This is a genomic window from Rhizobium sp. 0TCS1.26 (genome assembly GCF_050455525.1).
Lineage (GTDB): Bacteria > Pseudomonadota > Alphaproteobacteria > Rhizobiales > Rhizobiaceae > Neorhizobium.
Map to the genome: position 1 here is coordinate 161,035 of NZ_JBCIYV010000004.1, position 16,774 is coordinate 177,808.

The 16,774-nt window shown below is 64.6% G+C and carries 14 protein-coding genes; 4 read left to right on the forward strand and 10 right to left on the reverse strand.

Features of this window, described 5'->3' with window-relative positions:
• Positions 1-145 precede the first annotated feature (145 nt).
• The 3 genes from AAIH46_RS18525 (at position 146) to AAIH46_RS18535 (ending at position 3,420) form a co-directional block, all read left to right on the forward strand.
• Positions 146-1,933 carry a methyl-accepting chemotaxis protein gene (locus AAIH46_RS18525; protein WP_430307529.1) on the forward strand — a complete coding sequence of 596 codons (1,788 nt, stop codon included), beginning with the start codon at positions 146-148 and terminating at the stop codon, positions 1,931-1,933.
• Complete coding sequence (locus tag AAIH46_RS18530) at positions 1,933-2,412, forward strand: chemotaxis protein CheW (RefSeq protein ID WP_430307530.1); 480 nt, start codon at positions 1,933-1,935, stop codon at positions 2,410-2,412. Before AAIH46_RS18525 ends, AAIH46_RS18530 begins: the two co-directional genes overlap by 1 nt.
• Positions 2,413-2,571: 159 nt before the next feature.
• Positions 2,572-3,420, forward strand: coding sequence for an asparaginase domain-containing protein (locus tag AAIH46_RS18535; RefSeq protein WP_430307531.1), 849 nt, complete (start codon positions 2,572-2,574; stop codon positions 3,418-3,420).
• Positions 3,421-3,482: 62 nt separating this feature from the next.
• Here the strand turns inward: AAIH46_RS18535 and AAIH46_RS18540 are convergent, their stop codons facing one another.
• The 7 genes from AAIH46_RS18540 to AAIH46_RS18570 form a co-directional block, all read right to left on the reverse strand.
• Positions 3,483-5,135, reverse strand: a complete 1,653-nt coding sequence (locus AAIH46_RS18540) for an OFA family MFS transporter (protein ID WP_430307532.1) — start codon at positions 5,133-5,135, stop codon at positions 3,483-3,485.
• A 72-nt stretch (positions 5,136-5,207) separates the two neighbouring features.
• A complete protein-coding gene (locus AAIH46_RS18545) occupies positions 5,208-5,552 on the reverse strand; it encodes a formate dehydrogenase subunit delta (RefSeq protein WP_430307533.1) in 345 nt (114 codons plus the stop codon).
• Entirely contained in the window at positions 5,542-6,360 is an 819-nt protein-coding gene (gene fdhD, locus AAIH46_RS18550) for a formate dehydrogenase accessory sulfurtransferase FdhD (protein WP_430307755.1), read from the reverse strand. Before fdhD ends, AAIH46_RS18545 begins: the two co-directional genes overlap by 11 nt.
• 60 nt (positions 6,361-6,420) lie before the next feature.
• A complete protein-coding gene (gene fdhF / locus AAIH46_RS18555; protein ID WP_430307534.1) occupies positions 6,421-9,300 on the reverse strand; it encodes a formate dehydrogenase subunit alpha in 2,880 nt (959 codons plus the stop codon).
• A 151-nt stretch (positions 9,301-9,451) separates the two neighbouring features.
• Complete coding sequence (locus AAIH46_RS18560) at positions 9,452-11,008, reverse strand: formate dehydrogenase beta subunit (protein WP_430307535.1); 1,557 nt, start codon at positions 11,006-11,008, stop codon at positions 9,452-9,454.
• Complete coding sequence (locus tag AAIH46_RS18565) at positions 11,005-11,484, reverse strand: formate dehydrogenase subunit gamma (RefSeq protein ID WP_430307536.1); 480 nt, start codon at positions 11,482-11,484, stop codon at positions 11,005-11,007. Before AAIH46_RS18565 ends, AAIH46_RS18560 begins: the two co-directional genes overlap by 4 nt.
• Before the next feature lie 77 nt (positions 11,485-11,561).
• Entirely contained in the window at positions 11,562-12,497 is a 936-nt protein-coding gene (locus AAIH46_RS18570) for a LysR family transcriptional regulator (RefSeq protein ID WP_430307537.1), read from the reverse strand.
• Positions 12,498-12,688: 191 nt separating this feature from the next.
• On the opposite strand from AAIH46_RS18570, the gene AAIH46_RS18575 reads away from it, so the two are divergent.
• The gene (locus AAIH46_RS18575; RefSeq protein WP_430307538.1) at positions 12,689-13,765 is read left to right on the forward strand and encodes a sensor histidine kinase; all 1,077 of its coding nucleotides are present in this window, start codon (positions 12,689-12,691) and stop codon (positions 13,763-13,765) included.
• A gap of 141 nt (positions 13,766-13,906) precedes the next feature.
• Here AAIH46_RS18575 and AAIH46_RS18580 read toward each other — a convergent pair whose 3' ends face one another.
• The 3 genes from AAIH46_RS18580 to AAIH46_RS18590 form a co-directional block, all read right to left on the reverse strand.
• Positions 13,907-14,314 (reverse strand): F0F1 ATP synthase subunit epsilon, encoded by a 408-nt coding sequence (locus AAIH46_RS18580; RefSeq protein ID WP_430307539.1) that lies wholly within the window; start codon positions 14,312-14,314, stop codon positions 13,907-13,909.
• A gap of 103 nt (positions 14,315-14,417) precedes the next feature.
• Positions 14,418-15,848: a F0F1 ATP synthase subunit beta gene (atpD, locus tag AAIH46_RS18585; RefSeq protein WP_430307540.1), complete on the reverse strand. Its 1,431-nt coding sequence runs from the start codon at positions 15,846-15,848 to the stop codon at positions 14,418-14,420.
• A 23-nt stretch (positions 15,849-15,871) separates the two neighbouring features.
• Positions 15,872-16,750 carry a F0F1 ATP synthase subunit gamma gene (locus tag AAIH46_RS18590; RefSeq protein ID WP_430307541.1) on the reverse strand — a complete coding sequence of 293 codons (879 nt, stop codon included), beginning with the start codon at positions 16,748-16,750 and terminating at the stop codon, positions 15,872-15,874.
• Positions 16,751-16,774 lie beyond the last annotated feature (24 nt).

The following is a 16,774-nucleotide window of genomic DNA, read 5'->3' on the forward strand; positions in this document are numbered from 1 at the left end:
TACTTTGCTGCTAAAGTCTATCGCGCAGCGTGACGGATTTTTAAAGATTTCCCCCTAATTGTACTGGTAACGAACGGTGAGGCTCTGGTTACCTCCAGGGTCGTGAACGTCACCACCGCGCTCACGCGGTAACGAGGGTTTTCGGATGCAACTGCATATCCTGGGGTCGGGCGGCGCGAAGGCGACGCTGGAGGCCTTCAATCGTTCTCAGGCAATCATCGAATTCGACCTCAACGGCCGCGTTCTGACCGCCAATGAAAACTTCTGTCGAACGCTGGGCTACAGCCTGTCCGAGATCAAGGGACAGCATCACAGCATGTTCTGCGAGCCGGCCTATACCCAGACGCCGGACTACAAGGCGTTCTGGGAGCGGTTGGGCCGAGGCGAGTTCCAGGCTGCCGAATACAAGCGCATCGGCAAGGGCGGCACCGAGATCTGGATCCAGGCCTCCTACAACCCGATCCTGTCGGGCGGCAAGCCGATCAAGGTCATCAAGATTGCCACCGACATCACCGCGCAGAAGATGCGTTCGGTCGACAATGCCGGCAAGATCGACGCCATCTCACGCAGCCAGGCGGTCATCGAATTCACGCCCGAAGGCGACATCCTCACCGCAAACGAGAACTTTCTCGCCTGCCTCGGCTACAGCCTCTCCGAAATCCAGGGTCGCCACCACGGCATGTTCTGCGAGCCGGGCCTGCGTGACAGCGCCGAGTACCGTGCCTTCTGGAAGGCGCTTGCTGCCGGCGAACCGCAGAGCGCCGAATTCAAGCGCATCGGCAAAGGCGGCCGCCTGGTCTGGATCCAGGCCTCCTACAATCCGATCTTCAACGCCGACGGCCGGGTGTTCAAGGTGGTCAAGTTCGCCACCGACATCAGCGAGCGGGTGCGCGCGGTGGACGATATTGCCGAAGGTCTGACAGCGCTATCAAACGGCGACCTGAGCTTCCGCCTCGACCGCCCGTTCATCCCGGGCCTGGAGCAGATCCGCAACGACTTCAACACCTCGCTGGACAAGCTGCGCCAGGCAATGCAGATCGTCGGCAGCAATGCGGACGCCATCGCCTCGGCCTCGTCGCAGATCAAGGAAGCCTCCGAGAGCCTCTCGAGACGCACGGAACAGCAGGCGGCCGCGGTTGAAGAGACCGCTGCAGCACTGACCGAGATGACGCAGGCCGTCGCCACCAGTGCCAAGCGCGCCGAAGAGGCCGGCGAGCAGGTCGAGCGGACAACGGTCGGTGCCACCCGCTCCGGCGAAGTGGTCGCCAAGGCGATCACCGCCATGGGCCAGATCGAGAAGTCTTCGGGAGAAATCTCCAGCATCATCGGCGTCATCGACGAGATCGCCTTCCAGACAAACCTTCTGGCGCTGAATGCCGGCGTCGAGGCGGCGCGTGCCGGTGAAGCCGGCAAGGGTTTTGCCGTCGTTGCCCAGGAAGTCCGCGAGCTCGCCCAGCGGTCCGCCAAGGCTGCCAAGGAAATCAAGGCGCTGATCACCACCTCCAGCCAGCAGGTCCTGCAGGGCGTGACGCTGGTCGATGAGACCGGCAAGGCGCTGAAGGCGATCATCTCCGAGGTTGGCGACATCAATGCCAACGTCAAGGCGATCGTCGAGGCCGGCCGCGAACAGGCGACCGGACTGCAGGAGATCAACAACGCGCTGGACCTGATGGACCAGAACACCCAGCAGAACGCCGCGATGGTGGAGGAATCGACCGCCGCCAGCAACAGCCTTGCCAGCGAGGCGCAGGCGCTCAACGGGCTGATCGGCCGATTCAGCTTTGGGAAACAATCTTCCGCTACAGTCTCGCTTGCGCGACCCGATACACGCCCCGTGGCGTCGCCGGCCCGCGCACTGATGGCGACGGTTGCCCGGTCACGTTCCGGTGCCGCGGCCGCAGTCCAGGTCTCGGCAAATTGGGAAGAATTTTGATGGCTACGACGATCCCTTCGGCAAGCTTCAGCGGCGAAACGCTTGAGATCATTGCCTTCCGCCTCCACGACCAGGAATTCTGCGTCAAAACGACGACCATCCGCGAAATCCGCGGCTGGGCGCCTTCGACGCCGATCCCGCACGCGCCGGCCGACGTTATCGGCGTGATGAACCTGCGCGGCTCGGTGATCCCGATCATCGACCTCGCCTACAAGCTGGGCATGAAGAGCACGGTTGCGAACGAGCGTTCCGCGATCGTCGTGGCGGAAGTCCACAACATGGTGATCGGCATGCTGGTCGACCGCGTGTCGGACATCCTCACCATCCCGTCCAGCCAGGTCCAGCCGGTTCCGGAAATCTCCGCCTCGTTCGACAAGTCCTTCTCCGAAGGCATTATCGCCAACGAGAACGGCATGATCTGCTTCCTGAACCTCTCCAAGATGTTCAAGGGCTCTGAGATCGAGGAAATCGCTGCCTGAACGGCACGCGACGACGACAGTTCGAACAAGGCAGCGCGACCCCGCGCTGCCTTGTTTGCGTTATGGGTGTCCGGCTGCCCCACGTCTCTAGTTGATCGTCAATGCGTCCTGCCGTACCAGACGCTCCGATGATCGTCGGCACCCACCCAAGGAGGTTTCATGCGCCTGCTTCTCATCCATACCGGCGGCACGATCGGCATGGCGCCCGGCCCCTCGGGTCTTTCACCCATGGATGGTCTGGTCGAGGCGGCGCTCTCCGAACGGCTGCCGCCGGGGATCGCGCCCAGCACCCACATCTTTGCCCCGCTTCTCGACAGTTCGGACGTCGGCCCGGCCCACTGGAACGAGATGCTTGCGGTGATCCGCGCCCATCCGGACGTGCCGGTGATCGTCACCCACGGCACCGACACGATGGCCTTTACCGGCGCCGCCCTGTCGCAGGCGCTGGCCGGCGAGGCGCGCCGGGTGATCCTCTGCGGCTCGATGATCCCGCTCGGCGGTGACGGCGATGCTGAAGGCAATCTCGCGCTTGCCATCGAGGCAGCCCTTGGGCCTGCCGAAGAGGGTGTCTGGCTGGCCTTTGCCGGCCGCCTGATGCCCGCCGCCGGGCTGGTGAAGCGCGACAGCCACGCCGCCGATGCCTTCCGCTCTCTCCCGCAGCCGAAATGCCAGTCGCCGCTTCGACGCTTCTTCGCGCCGCGCCGGCTTGCGGTGCTGACGCTGACGCCGGGCCTGCCGCCGGCTTTCCTGCGCTCCGCCCTCTCGACGCTCGAGGGCGCGGTTCTGCGCGTGTTCGGATCGGGAACGATGATGGACGACCGGGAGCTTCTGGACGTGCTCACCGGGGCGGTGCGCGCCGGACAGAGGATCCGCGCCGTCAGCCAGTGCGAGACCGGCGGGCTGGAGCCCGGCGTCTATCAGGCGAGTGCCGGGTTGTGGAGCACAGGCATCGAGAACGGCGGCAACGAGACCCCGGAAGCGGCGCTCATCCATCTCTGGCTGAACTAGGCTCCTTAACGCAGGAAGCCGGCACGCGGCTGGCTTCCAAGAGCAATGACGGGTTTGGCTTGTCAGCCGAACAGCACCATGCTGCTTCTCAGCGTCACCCACACACCCCAGAGCAGCGGGATGCCGACAACGGCCCAGGCGAGTGCCGCCTTGGCATCGAAGCCGCCGGTACCGATGCCGAAGGAGCCGGTCGGGCCCGCATCGGCTGCCGCACTCTTTGCCTGCAGCGCCGCCACTTCCTGATCCGACATGAACCACTTGTCCGACAGCGGCCTGACCAGCGCGTTGGCGACGAGGCCGAGCGCCAGCATGCCGGCCAGGATGTACATGGTGCCCGTATAGAGCGACGGTCCCGGCGCGACGCCAGCGGAGATCTGCGCCTCGCGGATGTAGTTGACGACCACCGGACCGACGATGCCGGCGGTTGCCCAGGCGGTCAGCAGCCGGCCATGGATGGCGCCGACGAACTGGGTGCCGAAGATATCCGCAAGATAGGCGGGGATGGTGGCAAAACCGCCGCCATACATCGACAGGATGATGCCGAAGGCGAGCACGAACAGCGCCTTCGAGCCAAGACCGGCAAGCGTCGGGGCAAGCGCGTACATGACGATGCCGAGAATGAAGAAGCAGTAATAGGTGTTCTTGCGGCCGATCCTGTCGGACATCGACGCCCAGAAGAACCGCCCGCCGATGTTGAACAGCGACAGGAGCCCGGTGAAGCCCGCGGCAATCGCGGCAATCTGCGCCTTCTGGCCGACATCGAGCTGGCTGAAGGTGAGATCCGGCAGGCCGATCAGCGAGCCGGCGAAAATTTCCTGCAGCATCGGCGAGGCAACGCCGATGACGCCGATACCGGCCGAGACGTTGAGGCACAGCACCGCCCAGATGAGCCAGAACTGCGGCGTCTTGTGCGCATCGCGCAGATGCACGTGGCGCGTGGTGATCATCGTGCTCTTGGATGCCGGCGGCACCCAGCCTTCCGGACGCCAGCCGGCGGGCGGAATGCGATAGCCGAACGCGCCGCCCATCATGAACACGAAGTAGATGAGCGCCATGACCACGAAGGTCTGCCAGACGCCGACCGATACGTCGGTCTTGAAATAGGTCATCAGCAGGTTGGCGAGCGGCGCACCGATCATTGCACCGCCGCCGAAGCCCATGATGGCCATGCCGGTGGCCATGCCGCGCCGGTCGGGGAACCACTTGATCAGCGTCGAGACCGGCGAGATGTAGCCGAGCCCGAGGCCGATGCCGCCGATGACGCCGGCGCCAATCCACATCAGCCACAGCTGGTGGGTCATGACGCCGATGGCGGCGACGAGAATACCGCCGCACCAGCAGCAGGCGGAGACGAAGCCCGCCTTGCGCGGGCCGACCCGCTCCAGCCAGCCGCCCCAGATGGCCGCCGAGCAGCCGAGCAGCACGAAGAACAGCGTATAGATCCAGCCGAGATCCGCGACGCGCCAGTTGCAGGCGGTGGTGAACAGGGCACCGGCCAGCGTCAGGCCGCTGCAGCTCGGATCGGTGGACGGCAGCGCCCGGCTGAGCGGCAGCCAGAACACGCTGAAGCCGTAGGCCATGCCGATGCAGAGATGGATGGCTAATGCCGCCGGCGGCACGAGCCAGCGGTTGAAGCCCGGTTGCGCGATAATCCTCTCGCGGTCGAGGATACCGGCACCGGCCAGCCCCTCGTCAGTCACGCCTGCTACTGCCATCGACAATATCTCCCTCTGAAACCTCTGGTGATCGGATCCGTTCGCGCTGTCACCCCGACAGCACCGGCGGGATCAGTCCGTCCTTTCCGGAACGCTTGGTTCCGACAAGGATTCTCCACTCGCCGGACCGTGTCCGCCGGGCGCTCCCGCCGCGGCATCGGCACCGACGCCGACCGCGCCGCTATTGCCTTCGCCGGGCCGTTTGATCTTGGGGGCGGCGCTGACGACCAGTGGCAGAAAGCCGCCGGTGCCGCCATCCATCATCTCGAAGAAGCGGCGTCGCATGCGCGGCTCCCAGAACTTGTTGATGTGCGTCGCGATGCCATCGGTGCGCACCGCTTCCGGCTGCGAGGCGAAGAAGGTGGCGATCTGGTTGGCCATGCGCACGAGCTTTTCGTCGACGTGATCATGCGACATTGGAAATCCCTCCCGCCGTCAGCCGGTCGGCCCGGGTGAAGACGTCGAAATCATCATCGCGGGCGATGCCGATCAGCGTCATGCCGGCAGCCTTGGCGGTCTGGATGGCAAGCGTCGTCGGCGCCGAGATGGCCGCCAGCACCGGACTGCCGAGGATTGCCGCCTTCTGCACCATTTCCACCGACAGCCGGCTGGTGACGACGACGATGCCCGCCGTCGGCTCCCAGCCGCCGAGCAGCACCGCGCCGACCAGCTTGTCGAGCGCATTGTGGCGGCCGACATCCTCGCGGATCGCCACCAGGCCTTCACCGGGAAGGTAGAAGCCCGCACCATGCACGGCGCGCGTTTCCCGATTGAGTTTCTGCCCGTCGCCCAGCAGCCGCATGGCCTCGGCGATCTCGGCGCCTGAAAACTTGAAATTGCAGTCGCGGATATGCGGCACCTCGCGGGTCGCCTGCTCGATCGATTCGATGCCGCAGAGGCCGCAGCCGACCGGGCCTGCCATGCGCCGCCGCCGCGAGGTCAACGCCTCGGCCGTCGCATCCTTCAGCGTCACCTGCACGTCGATGCCGTCGCCGGCCTCGATCGGCTCGACGGCGAGGATCTCCTCCGGGCAGCGGATGATGCCTTCGGCCATCGAGAAGCCGACGGCGAAATCGTCGAGGTCGGCGGGCGTCGCCATCATCACCGCATGGGTAGAGCCGCCGTAGGACATGGCGATCGCCACCTCTTCGGCGACCGGGCGCGTCGCAGTGCGCAGGCTGCCGTTCCGGAACTGCATTTCCGGGACGGTTCGGAAGGGCGGCATCATTCAGCAAGCTCCGTCAAATTCTGTCGTCCCTCAACACAATGGCAGGACCCGCCTGGCTCATTCCGCCGCCTCCAGCCTGGCTGCAATACGCCGCGAACGCCGGCCCAGTTCCTCGTACTCCTCCTGCCATTCGCTCGGACCATTGGAAGGCGAGATCTGCACCGCGGTTACCTTGTACTCCGGACAGTTGGTTGCCCAGTCGGAAAAATCAGTGGTGATCACATTTGCCTGTGTATTGGGGTGGTGGAAGGTGGTGTAGACGACGCCCGGCGCGACGCGGTCGGTGATCAGCGCCCTCAGCGTCGTATCGCCCGAGCGGCTGGCAAGCTTGACCCAGTCGCCATCCTTGATGCCGCGCTGTTCGGCATCGTGCGGATGGATCTCCAGCATGTCCTCCTGGTGCCAGACGACGTTTTCGGTGCGCCGGGTCTGGGCCCCGACATTGTACTGGCTGAGGATGCGGCCGGTGGTCAGCAGCAGCGGGAAGCGCGGCCCGGTGCGCTCGTCAGTCGCGACGTACTCCGTGCGTATGAACTTACCCTTGCCGCGCACGAAACCGTCGACATGCATGATCGGCGAACCGACCGGGAATTTCTCGTTGCAGGGCCACTGCACCGAGCCCATCTTCTCCAGGTAATCGTAGGAGACGCCGGCAAAGCTCGGCGTGGTGGCGGCGATCTCGTCCATCACCTGCGACGGGTGGGTGTAGTTCCAGTTGAGCCCCATGGCCTGCGCCAGCTTCTGCGTCACCTCCCAGTCGGCATAGCCGTTCTTCGGCGTCATCACCTTGCGGACGCGGTTGATGCGCCGCTCGGCATTGGTGAAGGTGCCGTCCTTCTCGAGGAAGGTCGAGCCCGGCAGGAAGACATGCGCGTAGTTGGCGGTCTCGTTGAGGAAGAGATCGTGGACGACGACGCATTCCATGGCGGCGAGCCCGGCCGAGACATGCTTGGTGTCCGGATCCGACTGCAGGATGTCCTCGCCCTGGATGTAGATGCCCTTGAACGTGCCTTCGACGGCGGCATCCAGCATGTTGGGGATGCGCAGGCCCGGCTCGCTGGCAAGCGTCACGCCCCACAGCTTCTCAAACGTCTCGCGGGTCGCATCGTCGGAGATGTGTCGATAGCCCGGCAGCTCGTGCGGGAAGGAGCCCATGTCGCAGGAGCCCTGGACGTTGTTCTGGCCGCGCAGGGGGTTCACGCCGACGCCGGGCCGGCCGATATTGCCGGTGACCATGGCAAGGTTGGCAATCGCCATCACCGTCGTCGAGCCCTGGCTGTGCTCCGTGACGCCGAGGCCGTAATAGATCGCGCCATTGCCGCCGGTGGCAAACAGCCGCGCCGCGCCGCGCAGGTCGGCCGCCGGTACGCCGGTGAACTTTTCGGTCTCCTCCGGGCTGTGCTGCGGCTCGGCGACGAAGGCGGCCCAGTCCTCGAACTCCGACCAGTCGCAGCGCTCACGGATGAACGCCTCGTTGGCAAGGCCCTCGGTGACGATCACGTGGGCGAGCGCCGTCATCACCGCAACATTAGTGCCGGGCAGCAGCGGCAGGTGGAACGAGGCCTCGACATGCGGCGTGCGCACGAGATCGATACGGCGCGGATCGATGACGATGAGCTTTGCCCCCTGCCGCAGCCGCTTCTTCAGCCGCGATCCGAACACCGGATGGCCATCGGTGGGATTGGCGCCGATCACCACCACGACGTCCGAATGCTCGACGCTGTCGAAATTCTGGGTACCGGCCGAAGTGCCGAACGCCTGGCCGAGACCGTAGCCGGTCGGCGAATGGCAGACGCGGGCGCAGGTATCGACATTGTTGTTGCCGAAACCGGCGCGGATCAGCTTCTGGACGAGGTAGGTCTCCTCGTTGGTGCAGCGCGACGAGGTGATGCCGCCGATCGAGTCGCGGCCATACTGGTACTGGATGCGGCGGAACTGCGAGGCGACATAGGCATAGGCCTCTTCCCAGCTGACCTCGCGCCACGGATCGGCAATGTTTTCGCGGATCATCGGATTGAGGATGCGGTCCTTGTGGCTTGCGTAACCATAGGCGAACCGACCCTTGACGCAGGAATGGCCGCGATTGGCCTGGCCATCCTTGAACGGCACCATGCGCACCAGCTCCTCGCCGCGCATCTCCGCCTTGAACGAGCAGCCGACGCCGCAATAGGCGCAGGTGGTGACCGCCGAATGCTCCGGCTGGCCGATGGCGATCACCGACTTTTCGGTAAGCGTCGCCGTCGGGCAGGCCTGCACGCAGGCGCCGCAGGAGACGCACTCGCTGTCGCGGAAATGCTCGTGGGCACCGGGGGACACCCGGCTTTCGAAGCCGCGGCCCTCGATCGTCAGCGCGAAGGTACCCTGCACCTCTTCGCAGGCCCGCACGCAGCGCGAACAGACGATGCATTTCGACGGGTCATAGGTGAAGTAGGGATTGCTCTCGTCCTTCGGCATCCACTTGGCGTTGATCGCGCCCTCGCTGCGGGCCTTCACATGGTTGTCGCCCTCGTAGCCGTAGCGCACGTCGCGCAGGCCGACGGCGCCGGCCATGTCCTGCAGCTCGCAGTCGCCGTTGGCGGCGCAGGTGAGACAATCGAGCGGGTGGTCGGAAATGTAGAGCTCCATCACCCCCTTGCGGATCTGCTTCAGGCGCTCCGTCTGGGTGTGGACGACGAGGCCGGGGGCGACCGGCGTGGTGCAGGAGGCCGGCGTGCCGTTACGGCCCTCGACCTCCACCAGACAGAGGCGGCAGGAGCCGAAGGCATCGACCATGTCGGTGGCGCAGAGTTTGGGCACCTGAATGCCGGCCTCCCGGGAGGCGCGCATGATCGACGTGCCGGCGGGCACGGTTACGGCGCGGCCGTCGATGGTCAGCGTCACGGTCTCCGCGGATTTCGAGGCGGGCGTGCCGTAGTCGATTTCATGAACGAGGGACATTGCGCTTACCTTTCCGCCGTCATCCTCGGGCTTGTCCCGAGGATCTGCTGCGTCTGAATTTCGGGTATCAGTTCAGCAATGAATGTCGCCCGCATGGCAATGTCGGTAGATCCTCGGGACAAGCCCGAGGATGACGAGCACGAACCGTCACTCATTCGGCTGCCTCCACCATCGGCACCGGCGCGAAATCCTGCGGGAAATGCGTGAGCGCGCTCATGACCGGATAGGGGGTGAAGCCGCCGAGCGCGCAGAGCGAGCCGAACTTCATCGTGTTGCAGAGATCCTCCAGCAGCGCCCGGTTCTGTTCCGGTTCGATGCCGCTCGAGATCCTGTCGACCACTTCGACGCCGCGCGTCGAGCCGATGCGGCAAGGCGTGCACTTGCCGCAGCTTTCGACGGCGCAGAATTCCATGGCGAAGCGGGCCTGCTTCAGCATGTCGGCAGTATCGTCGAAGACCACCACACCCGCATGGCCGATCAGTCCGCCGGCGAGAGCGAAGGCCTCGTAGTCGAAGCTTGTCGAAAACAGCGAGACGGGGAAGTAGGCGCCGAGCGGACCGCCCACCTGCACCGCCTTGACCGGCCGACCGGTGAGCGTGCCGCCGCCGATGTCGTTTACCAGTTCGCCGAGCGTCAGTCCGAACGCCGTTTCGTATAATCCGCCGTGCCGGATGTTGCCGGCCAGCTGGATGGGGATCGTGCCCTTCGAGCGACCGACGCCGAAATCGCGGTAGAAGGACGCGCCGCGGTCCATGATGATCGGCACAGACGCCAGCGACATGACGTTGTTGACGACGGTCGGCTTGCCGAACAGGCCCTGCAATGCCGGAAGCGGCGGCTTCGCACGCACCACGCCGCGCTTGCCCTCCAGCGAATTCAGCAGCGAGGTTTCCTCGCCGCAGACATAGGCACCGGCGCCGACGCGCACCTCCATGTCGAAGGCATGCTGAGAACCGAGCACCGAGGGACCGAGAATGCCATCGCGCCGGGCGAGCTCGATCGCCTCGTTCATCACCGCGATGGCCTGCGGATATTCCGAGCGGGTGTAGACATAGCCCTTCGTCGCGCCGACGGCGATACCGGCGATCGCCATGCCTTCGATCAGCACGAAGGGATCGCCTTCCATGATCATCCGGTCGGCGAACGTGCCGCTGTCGCCCTCATCGGCATTGCAGACGATGTACTTCTGGTCGGCCACGGCATCGGCGACCGTCTTCCACTTGATGCCGGTCGGGAAGCCGGCGCCACCGCGACCGCGCAAGCCGCTCTCCGTCACCTCGGCGACAATCTCTGCCGATGTCATGCGCAGCGAAGCCTGGAGACCGATCAGGCCGCCATAGCGCCGGTAATCGGCAAGCGACAGCGGATCGGTGATGCCGCAGCGCGCGAAGGTCAGCCGCGTCTGGCTCTTGAGGAAGGGGATCTCGCGGGTCAGTCCGTGAGAGAGGGGATGCCGGCCACCGGCAAGGAAATCGGCGCCGAACAGCGACGGCACGTCGGATGCCCTGACCGGGCCATAGGCGACGCGGCCGTCTATCGTTTCGACCTCGACCAGCACTTCCAGCCACAGCATGCCGTGCGAGCCGTTGCGGACCACCGTCACGTCGAGACCACGGGCCGTCGCCTCGCGCTCGATGGCCGCGGCGACACGGTCTGCGCCAACGGCGAGTGCGGCGGAATCGCGGGGAACGAAAACGGTGACGCTCATCGGCGAACCTCCGCAACGATGTCGGTCAGACAGTCCTCGTCGAGCCGGCCATACAGCGTCCCGTCGAGCATGGCGGCCGGCGCCGTGGCGCAGAGGCCGAGACAGTAGACGGGTTCGAGCGTGACGGAGCCGTCGCTTGCGGTTTCGTGCCAGTCGATGCCGAGCCTTGCCTTGAGACCGTCGGCCAGCTGCTCGCAGCCCATCGCCTGGCAGGCCTCGGCGCGACAGATCTTCAGGACATGGCGGCCGGCCGGATGATCCCGGCAGTCGTGATAAAAGCTGACGACGCCGTGAACCTCGGCGCGCGACAGGTTCAGCGCCTGGGCGATCACCTGCTTGGCACCTTCGGGGATGAAGCCGAATTCCGCCTGCACCTTGTGAAGGATCGGCAGCATCGGCCCTTCAAGATGGCGACAGTCATCGATGATCGAAAGGATCCGGGTTGCCTCATCCACCGCAACCGCGCGAATATTCATCAGGTCAGTCCTCCCAAACCGACGCAGATCCGTCCTCACCGGACCCGCTTGAGGGTAGACTGACGCTCAACCCACGGTTAGGTCAATAACGGTGTGCCGTGGGTCGATAGGATATTTCTATCGAAGTCGGCCGCCGCGGCCCGTGCCCGCGCCTCGTGCAGCAACGCCGAAACCAGCGGGGTGTGCGGTTCGCGATGGGTGGCGACCAGACCGACGAGATGCTCGGCTTCCGGCTGGGCGATCGGGATCATCCGGATCTGCTCAGGAAAGCCGAATGATTCCGCGACGTTGCGCGGCATGATCGACGCCCACTGGCCGGTGCGGATATGTGAAAACAGGACGATCATCGAATTGGATTCAAGCGTCGGCTTGGCCCATACACCGGCCTCTGCCATGTGCTTGTTGATGATCCGGCGGTTCTGCATGTCCGGCGTCAATAGGCAAAGCCGAAGATTGGAAACCTCCTTCCAGGACACCTCGCCACGATCGGCAAGCGGCGTTCCGGCAGCGGCGATCAGGTGATACCGCTCCGAATAGAGCGGCACCGTCGTCACGCGCCCCAGCGGTTCGTTGTCGAGATAGGTGATGCCGGCATCGATCTCCAGGTTTTCCAGCTGGCTCAGCACCTGCAGCGAGGTGCGCGAGGTGACGGAGAAGGTCACCGCCGGATGGCGCGCCTGGAACGGCTCGGTCAGACGCGGCACCATGGCAAGTGCCGTCGGGATGACGGCAATGCGCATGTGGCCCGCGAGCCCCTTGCGGGCCGCCCGCATCTCCTCGCGCATGGTGCGCGTATCGCCGACGATGCGGCGCGCCCATTCGAGCACCCGCTGGCCCTCCGGCGTCAGCCCCTGGAAGCGCGAGCCGCGCACCACCAGCACAACGCCGAGCTGATCCTCCAGCTGGCGGATGGCCGCCGACAGCGTCGGTTGCGAGACGCCGGACTCTTCCGCCGCCCTGCCGAAATGGCCGGTGCCGGCCAGCGTGATGAAGAATTCCAGCTTGTCGATCACCGCGTCCTCCCCCTTTCCCTTGCTCCTTCACGGTTGTCGTCGTTTCTCCCGCCACACGTCAACCTCGCTCGCACGACTGTGGTGCCGGCTCGCGCAGATTTGGGTTTGCCAGGATGGCCCGCTACCCTAGATACTATGATCGCGACGCGGCCGGCCTGCCTGCGCGCCAGACAGAAAACTTGGAAGGCACCGTGAGCGTAAACCAGAGACCTCCTTTCCTGCAGGGTGACGGCAGATCTGCCCAGCTCGTTTCCCAGTTCGACTGGTCGGCCACGCCGCTTGGCCCGATCGAGAGCTGGCCGATCTCGCTGAAGACGGCCGTCGGTACGATCCTCAATTCTTCCTTTCCTTCGGCGGTCACATGGGGCCCGGACCTCACCCTCATATACAACGACCCGTTCCGCGCCATTCTCGGCAACAAGCCGGAAGCGATGGGCAAGCCGTTCGGTGTCGTCTGGGCGGAAGCCTGGGAGGTTATTGGACCGATCGCCGAAAAGGCTCGCGCCGGCGAGGCAACCTTCATCGAGGACTTTCCGCTGACGGTCGACCGCAACGGCTATCCCGAGCAGGCCTTCTTCACCTTCTGCTACAGTCCGCTGCGCGACGACGAGGGCAAGATCGTCGGCATGCTCGATACCGTGATCGAGACGACGAAGCGGGTCGAGACGGAACGCCGCATCCAGCTGATGAATGCGGAGCTGCAGCACCGCATGAAGAACATATTCGCCACCGTCACCTCGATCGTCAGCCAGACGCTGCGTGGCGAGCGGCCCCCTGCGGAGACGCGGCCCCTGCTGCTGCAGCGGCTGGCGGCCCTTGCCGGCGCCCATACCATGATGACCGATACGCCAAAGGGTGACGTGCCGGTGCGCCAGGTTCTGGACACGGTGCTTTCGGTACACCGGGCGGGCGACGAGCGGATCGAAATGAACGGCCCGACCATCGCCGTCGACGAGAAGCAGGCGCTGTCACTGGCGCTGGCGATCAACGAGCTGGCCACCAATGCCTTCAAGTATGGGGCGCTGTCGGCGGATGCAGGCCGCGTTCGCATCACCTGGCAGAAGGCGGGAGAGCAGGGTTTCGACCTGAACTGGGTGGAGACCGGCGGACCGGCGGTACGGCCGCCGGAGCGACGCGGCTTCGGCACGACGCTGATGGAACGCGTCGCGCCGCACGATTTCGGCGGAACAGGCACGCTGACCTATGCGCCGGATGGCCTGCGCTACGCGCTGTCGACACCGAGGCTGAACATTCGCGACCGGGCCTGACGCAGCAGGTCCGGCGAGTGACATGCCGACAAACAGAAACCGCCTGCAACGGAGCGCGTTGCAGGCGGTTTCGTTAGTGGAGATCCTGCATTCGCCCCGGGCAGCGCGACGCGCCTGCACGGATGACTGCCGCGGGCCGGATCAGCCCGGCAGGACGGTGTGGTTGAGATGTGTCAGATCGGCAAGCATATGCTCGAGCTTCGTGCGGTGCTCGTCGGTCGGCGCGTCGGAAATGTCCTGACGCAGCGCTGCAATGCGAGCCTCGAACAGGTCGCGGTTCGTCTCATCCTGCGCCACGGCCGATTCGGCAAGCAGCGTGCAGCTCTTCGGCAGGATGTCGGCGAAACCGCCGAACACGACGTACTTCTTCACCTGACCCGAAACGAGCTTGACGGTCACGACACCCGGCTTGATCGTCGTCATCGTCGGTGCGTGGTTGACCAGCACCGTCATCTCGCCGAGCGTCGCCGGAATCACCACTTCGGATACGTCTTCCGACACGAGCAGGCGCTCCGGCGAGACCAGTTCGAATTTGAAAGCTTCGGCCATGACGGTCAACTTCCTTAAAGTACATTACGCGCGCTGGGGGCTTTGCGTAACCGATGCGGGATTGGCGCGCCGGATCAGATCCCGCGCGCCGTCACTCAGCTGATCAGGCGGCTGCAGCCAGCTTCTTGGCCTTCTCGACCGCTTCCTCGATGGTGCCGACCATGTAGAAGGCAGCTTCCGGAAGGTGGTCGTATTCGCCGTTGACCAGGCCCTTGAAGCCCTTGATCGTGTCTTCGAGAGCAACCAGCTTGCCCGGTGCGCCGGTGAAGATTTCGGCAACGAAGAACGGCTGGGACAGGAAGCGCTCGATCTTACGGGCGCGCGCGACCGTCATCTTGTCTTCTTCCGACAGCTCGTCCATGCCGAGGATGGCGATGATGTCCTGCAGCGACTTGTAGCGCTGCAGCGTCGTCTGGACCTTACGGGCGATCTCGTAGTGCTCTTCGCCGACGATCATCGGGTCGAGCATGCGCGACGTGGAGTCGAGCGGATCCACGGCCGGATAGATGCCCTTTTCGGCGATCGAACGCGACAGCGTCGTCGTCGCATCAAGGTGGGCAAACGATGTTGCCGGCGCCGGGTCGGTCAAGTCGTCGGCGGGCACGTAGATGGCCTGCACGGACGTGATGGAGCCCTTGTTGGTGGTGGTGATGCGTTCCTGCATCTGGCCCATGTCGGTGGCGAGCGTCGGCTGGTAGCCAACGGCCGACGGAATACGGCCGAGAAGAGCCGAGAGTTCCGAACCAGCCTGGGTAAAGCGGAAGATGTTGTCGACGAAGAACAGAACGTCCTGGCCCTTGTCGCGGAAGTCTTCAGCGATGGTGAGACCCGTGAGCGCGACGCGGGCGCGGGCACCCGGAGGCTCGTTCATCTGGCCGTACACGAGGGCTGCCTTGGAGCCTTCGCCGCCGCCGTGCTTGTTGACGCCTGATTCGATCATTTCGTGGTAGAGGTCGTTGCCTTCGCGGGTACGTTCACCCACGCCGGCAAATACCGAGTAACCACCGTGCGCCTTGGCGACGTTGTTGATCAGTTCCATGATCAGAACCGTCTTGCCGACGCCGGCGCCGCCGAACAGGCCGATCTTGCCGCCCTTGGCGTAGGGTGCCAGCAGGTCGACGACCTTGATGCCGGTGACAAGGATCTGACCTTCGGTCGACTGCTCGACGAAAGCCGGTGCTTCCTGATGGATCGCGCGCTTGTAGGGCGTGACCAGCGGGCCGGCTTCGTCGACCGGCTCGCCGATGACGTTCATGATGCGGCCGAGCGTCTCGACGCCGACCGGAACGGAGATTGCAGCGCCGGTGTCGGTGACCGACTGGCCACGAACGAGACCTTCGGTCGAGTCCATAGCGATGGTGCGAACCTGATTTTCACCGAGGTGCTGCGCGACTTCGAGAACCAGGCGGTTGCCGTTGTTCTCGGTCTCAAGCGCGTTCAGAATTGCAGGCAGTTCGCCGTCGAATGCGACGTCGACGACAGCGCCGATAACCTGGGTCACTTTGCCGAGGGACGAGCCCGTTGCGGTAGCCATGATACTTACCCTCTTTCTTTACTTCAGAGCGCTTCCGCGCCCGAAATGATTTCAATGAGTTCCTTGGTGATCTGTGCCTGACGCTGACGGTTGTAGGATAACGTCAGCTTGTTGATCATGTCACCGGCATTGCGCGTCGCGTTGTCCATTGCGGACATCTGCGCGCCATAGAAGGAAGCGTTGTTTTCGAGCAGTGCACGGAAGATCTGCACTGCGATGTTCTTCGGCAGCAGGTCGTCGAGGATTTCTTCCTCGCTCGGCTCGTATTCGTAGAGCGCCGAGGAACCTGTGGCGGCCTCGGTGGTCTCGAAGGTTGCCGGGATGATCTGCTTGGCCGTCGGGACCTGGCTGATGACCGACTGGAAGCGCGCATAGAACAGCGTCGCAACGTCGAACTCGCCGGCATTGTAGAGAGCCAGAACCTTCAGCGCGACTTCGTCGGCCTGGGCGAAACCAAGCTGCTTGACCTCGCGGAACGTCACGTAATCGACGATGTTGTCGCGGAACGTGCGGCGCAGGATGTCATTGCCCTTGCGGCCGACGGTCAGGATCTTGACCGTCTTGCCCTGGGCAATCAGCTTCAGCGCGTGGTCGCGGGCCATGCGGATGATCGAGGAGTTGAAGCCCCCGGCCAAGCCGCGTTCGCCGGTCGCCACGACCAGCAGGTGAACCTGGTCCTTGCCCGTGCCCGACAGCAGCAGCGGCGCTTCGACGTTGCCGGCATTGGCAGCCGCGAGGCTTCCGAGCACGGCATTCATCCGCTCGGCGTAGGGACGGGCGGCTTCCGCCGCCTCCTGCGCGCGGCGCAGCTTTGCAGCAGCGACCATCTTCATCGCTCTGGTAATCTTCTGCGTCGCCTTGACGGAGGCGATCCGGCTTTTCAGATCCTTAAGTGAAGGCATCCGTTATCGGTCCTCGAGCTTGAT

Bases quoted from the DNA above. Each gene is read 5' to 3' on its own strand.
- AAIH46_RS18525 (WP_430307529.1), top strand. From the start codon at position 146: ATGCAACTGCATATCCTGGGGTCGGGCGGCGCGAAGGCGACGCTGGAG.
- AAIH46_RS18530 (WP_430307530.1), top strand. From the start codon at position 1,933: ATGGCTACGACGATCCCTTCGGCAAGCTTCAGCGGCGAAACGCTTGAG.
- AAIH46_RS18535 (WP_430307531.1), top strand. From the start codon at position 2,572: ATGCGCCTGCTTCTCATCCATACCGGCGGCACGATCGGCATGGCGCCC.
- AAIH46_RS18540 (WP_430307532.1), bottom strand. From the start codon at position 5,135: ATGGCAGTAGCAGGCGTGACTGACGAGGGGCTGGCCGGTGCCGGTATC.
- AAIH46_RS18545 (WP_430307533.1), bottom strand. From the start codon at position 5,552: ATGTCGCATGATCACGTCGACGAAAAGCTCGTGCGCATGGCCAACCAG.
- fdhD (WP_430307755.1), bottom strand. From the start codon at position 6,360: ATGCCGCCCTTCCGAACCGTCCCGGAAATGCAGTTCCGGAACGGCAGC.
- fdhF (WP_430307534.1), bottom strand. From the start codon at position 9,300: ATGTCCCTCGTTCATGAAATCGACTACGGCACGCCCGCCTCGAAATCC.
- AAIH46_RS18560 (WP_430307535.1), bottom strand. From the start codon at position 11,008: ATGAGCGTCACCGTTTTCGTTCCCCGCGATTCCGCCGCACTCGCCGTT.
- AAIH46_RS18565 (WP_430307536.1), bottom strand. From the start codon at position 11,484: ATGAATATTCGCGCGGTTGCGGTGGATGAGGCAACCCGGATCCTTTCG.
- AAIH46_RS18580 (WP_430307539.1), bottom strand. From the start codon at position 14,314: ATGGCCGAAGCTTTCAAATTCGAACTGGTCTCGCCGGAGCGCCTGCTC.
- atpD (WP_430307540.1), bottom strand. From the start codon at position 15,848: ATGGCTACCGCAACGGGCTCGTCCCTCGGCAAAGTGACCCAGGTTATC.
- AAIH46_RS18590 (WP_430307541.1), bottom strand. From the start codon at position 16,750: ATGCCTTCACTTAAGGATCTGAAAAGCCGGATCGCCTCCGTCAAGGCG.